We start from the raw sequence: 4,029 nt of genomic DNA, 5'->3' as shown, positions 1-4,029 counted from the left end.
GGTCGGCGCCCGGCGCGGCCACCAGCGCGGCGAGCACCGCCCGGTCGAGCGCGATGCGCCGAGCCGCGGGCAGCGAGTCGGCCACGGCGCGGCGGATGATCTCGTGCCGGAACGCCACCCGGTCGGGCGCCACCACGAGCAGTCCGCCCTGCTCGGCCGCCGCGAGCGCGCCGCAGCCGCCCGGCAGCAGCGCGTCGACGAGCGACCGCTCCACGGCCGAGGGCACCACGGCCAGCTGCTCGAGCGCGTCCCGCGCGGCGTCGTCGAGGCGGCGCAGCCGGGCGTGCACCGCGTCCACCACCGTCGGCGGCACCACGCCGGTGCCGCCCGCCGCCACGACCTCGGCGACGAAGAACGGATTGCCCGAGGTCGCCGCGTACACCTGCGCCGGATCGAGCCCGGCCGCGGTACACAGGCTGCCCACGGCCCGGCGCGACAGCGGAGCGAGCGGCAGGCGGTGCACGCGGGCCGCCCCCGACACCTGGCCGAGCAGCTGGCGCAGCGGATGGCCGCGCCCCAGCTCGTCGTCCCGGTAGGTGAGGACGAGCACGGCGGGCAGCCGCTCGATGCGGCGCACCAGGTACCGCAGCGCGTCCAGTGAGGCCTCGTCCGCCCAGTGCACGTCCTCCACGACGAGCACCGCGGGGTGCGGGGCGCCGGCCAGCTCGGCGTGCAGCGCCTCGTAGATCCGGTGCCGGTCACCGGCGTCGCGTACGGCGCGGGCCAGATCGGTGCCCACGCTTCCGACGAGATCGCGCAGGGGGCCGAGCGGGCGGCCGGTGGTCAGGTCGTCGCAGTGTCCGACGAGGAGGCGGGCGGTGGGCGGCAGCACGGTGGGCAGCGCCCGGACCAGGGACGACTTTCCGATTCCGGCCTCGCCGAGGACGAGTGTGACCGAACCGGCTCCGCGTGCGGCGTCCCTTGCGGCGTCGGCCAGTCGATCCAGTTCGAGGTCCCGTTCGAGGATCCCCCCGTCCACGCGGGGATTTTCTCACCAGGTGGCGTCCGCCGGGAGCGGGGAGCGGGGCGGATACGTACATCGCCGGATGGGGGGTGGGCGGTTGCACGGGGGTGCGGTCGCGGGGCGCTGCCCCGGGCCCCGCTGCTCAATCGCCGCAGGGGCTTAAATGTGCCCCACCCCGCCGTCGGGTGCATGTAAGGCTCATGTATATTCTTTCTATATGCATCTATCTCCGGGGTCCGTCGACGCCGTCGACGCCCAGCGCATCGAAGGCGCCGCCCGAGGGCTCCTGCGGGGGATCGCCCAGCTCGGTCAGTCCCTGTTCAGGGAAGGCGATTTCGGGCTCACGCGCAGCCAGGCCGTGCTGCTCGACGCGCTGGAGGACGGGCCGTGCCGGGTGACCGGACTCGCCGCCCACACCGGCATGGCGCAGCCGCGGGTCACCGTGCTCCTCCAGAAGCTGGGGGAGGCCGGGCTCGTGGAGCGGCGGCGCTGCGAGGACGACCGGCGCGCGGTGGAGACCTCGCTCACGCCCGCGGGCCGCGCCCTGCTCGAAGCGGGACGGCAACGGATGGCCGCCGCCCTGCTCACCGCCCTCGGCAACGGCGCCGTCGACGACCCGGAGCGCGCGGTGTCCGCCGCGCGGGATGCGCTCGCCACTTTGTTGAACGCCCTCGAATCGGAGGCCAGTTGACCACCCCGGGCACCTTGCCGGACCAGCACACCGCCGCGAACGAAGCCCCACCCGGAGCCGACCTCGCACCCCACCGCGTGGCCGGGCCCCGCAGATGGTGGGACTGGGTCCTCGCGGCCGACCCCGGACTCGGTCAGCTGCAGACCGGCTGGCGCACCCTCGTCGCCATGGTGACCGCGCTCGCCGTCGGCTACGCGATGGCCGAGGCGCTCGGCATCCCCGACATGATCGGCATGATGGTCGCCGGGATGATGGGCCTGATGAGCGCCTTCGCGGTCGCCGAGAACACCTGGGACCGCCTCGCCCGCGCCATCCTGTGGATGCCGTTCCCGTACACCGCCGCGCTGTGGCTGTGCGCGACCCTGAACGGCGACCGCCTGCCGCAGATGGTCCTGATGGTCGCGGCGCTCGCCGTGATCTTCCTGCTCGCCAGGTTCGGGGCGGTTCCGCTGGTCACCGGCATGATGCTGTTCAACGGCATGATGGTCGGCATGCTCGCGGGCATCCCCGTCGCACTCGTCGGCAAGGCCTTCGCGGTCGCCCTGGTGTCCGCCGCCGCGGTCCTCGTGACGCGGCTGCTGCTGTGCTACCCGATGCCGCGTGAGGACCTGCTGCGCACCCAGCGCGCCTTCGTCGTCGAGGCGCGGCGCGTCGCCGACGCCGCCGTGGACGCCGTCGACCCCGACTCCGACCAGGAGCGGGCCGTACGGCGCATGGACCGCTCGCTGCGCCGCCTCAACATCACCACCGTGACGATCGACGGCCGGCTCGCCCAGCCCGAGGTCGCCGCCGACCCGGACGCCGCCGAGCTTCTGCACCGGCACCTCTTCGACGCCGAGCTCGCGCTGCGCGGCATCGGCCAGGCCGTCCAGGAGCTGACCCGGCTGCCCGTCCCCGAGCAGCTGCGCGAGGCGCTCGCCGTGGGCCTCGTGATCGCCCGCGACACCCCGATACGCGAGGCCGAGGGCCTCCAGCCGGCCGCCGCCCACATCCAGGAGCGCGCCGAGGCGATCCTGGCCGACCCGGCCGCCCCCGCCGACGACGTGGAGGCCGCGGTCCTCGCGCGCCGCGTCGGCCACCTCCTCGACTCCCTCGCCCGCGCCCTGCACAACTGGCTCACGCTCGGCGCGAGCGCCGTCGCGGGCGAGGCCGAGGTGCCGTTCAAGCCGACCGTCGCCCTGGAGAACAACCGGCTGCCCGGCTCGGCGGGCCCCACCCGCCGCGTGCTCGCCGGGACCACCGAGTCCGGCTGGCGCCGCGCCATCCCGTACATCCGGGTCCCCGCGCACGCCGCCGTGGCCGCCGCGATCGTCGTCCCGATCTCCGACGCCATCGACCCGCACCGCTTCTACTGGGGCCTCGTCGGCGTGATGATCACGCTGTTCGGCACCAACACCACCCATGAGCGGCTGCGGAAGTTCGGCCACCGCATGGTCGGCACGGTCGTCGGTGCCGTCCTCGGCATCCTCCTCGTCCACCTCATCGGCCGCGACCACGTGCACTGGACGCTCGTGGTCATCGTCGCCGGACTCACCTTCGGCGCCTGGGGCATGGCCCGCGCCTACGCCTGCTGGGTCGTCGGCCTCGTCGTCGCCCTGTGCCAGCTGTACGCGATGACCACGCCCGAGAGCGGCATGGACCACCTGCTGGGCGAGCGGCTCCTGGACAACGGCATCGGCGTCCTCGTCGCCACCGCCTGCGCCGCCCTGATCTTCCCGCTGGCCCGCCGCACCGTCGTCCAGGAGGCCGAGCGGGGCTACGTCGACGTACTCGCCCAGGTCGTCGCCCAGGTCGAGCAGCGCTGGACGCAGCCCGACACCCCGGTCCGCCTGCGCGGCGCCGCCCGCGCCGTGGACGCCGCGCTGCTCCAGGTGCAGGCCGTCGCCAAGCCGCTCGTGCGGATGCCGGTCGGCGTCAGCGGCCCGGCGGCCGAGCACCGCGTCGCCCTGCTGACCTCCGCCACGGGCCACGCCCGCGCCCTGGCCTCGGCCGCCGACATAGACGTGGACCTGCCGCCGCGGCTCGTCGAACGCGCCCGCCTCGTCACCGCCACGGTCACCGAGTCCCTCAAGGAACTCGACCGGTTCTTCGCGACCGGCGAGCCCGAGGGCGCCTACCGCAGGGTGAGCCCGCTCCTGCGGGAGCTGCGCACCGAACTGGCCCCGGCCAGGTCCGGGCCGCGCGCCCAGCGCCTGCACACCGCGCTGCGCGAACTCGACGCCCTGGACGAGACCTTGGCCGCGTACGCCGAGCAGGCGGGCCTGCCCGTCGCCACCGGGAACCGCGCCGCGCAGCGGCCCGCGTCCCCGATGCAGCGCCGCACCCGCGCGGTGATGGCCGCCTGGGGCGAACCGCGGCCGGAGCCGCAGGCACC

General features: G+C 75.0%; 3 protein-coding genes. 2 read left to right on the top strand and 1 reads right to left on the bottom strand.

The window, feature by feature from the left end:
• The coding region (locus OKJ99_RS07820; protein ID WP_326015093.1) for an AAA family ATPase at positions 1-979 on the bottom strand (979 nt) is incomplete at its 3' end.
• Between the two features lie 202 nt (positions 980-1,181).
• Here OKJ99_RS07820 and OKJ99_RS07815 point away from each other — a divergent pair.
• Complete coding sequence (locus OKJ99_RS07815; protein ID WP_326015092.1) at positions 1,182-1,655, top strand: MarR family winged helix-turn-helix transcriptional regulator; 474 nt, start codon at positions 1,182-1,184, stop codon at positions 1,653-1,655.
• The coding region (locus tag OKJ99_RS07810) for an FUSC family protein (protein ID WP_326015091.1) at positions 1,652-4,029 on the top strand (2,378 nt) is incomplete at its 3' end. The genes OKJ99_RS07815 and OKJ99_RS07810, both read left to right, overlap by 4 nt.

The sequence above is a fragment of the Streptomyces endophyticus genome, assembly GCF_035798155.1.
Taxonomy (GTDB): Bacteria; Actinomycetota; Actinomycetes; order Streptomycetales; family Streptomycetaceae; genus Streptomyces; species Streptomyces endophyticus.
The sequence above is the reverse complement of the archived record's forward strand: the minus strand, read 5'-3'. Positions and strand labels throughout refer to the sequence as shown.

Coding starts and splice junctions, on each gene's coding strand:
- OKJ99_RS07815 (WP_326015092.1), top strand. CDS start 1,182: ATGCATCTATCTCCGGGGTCCGTCGACGCCGTCGACGCCCAGCGCATC.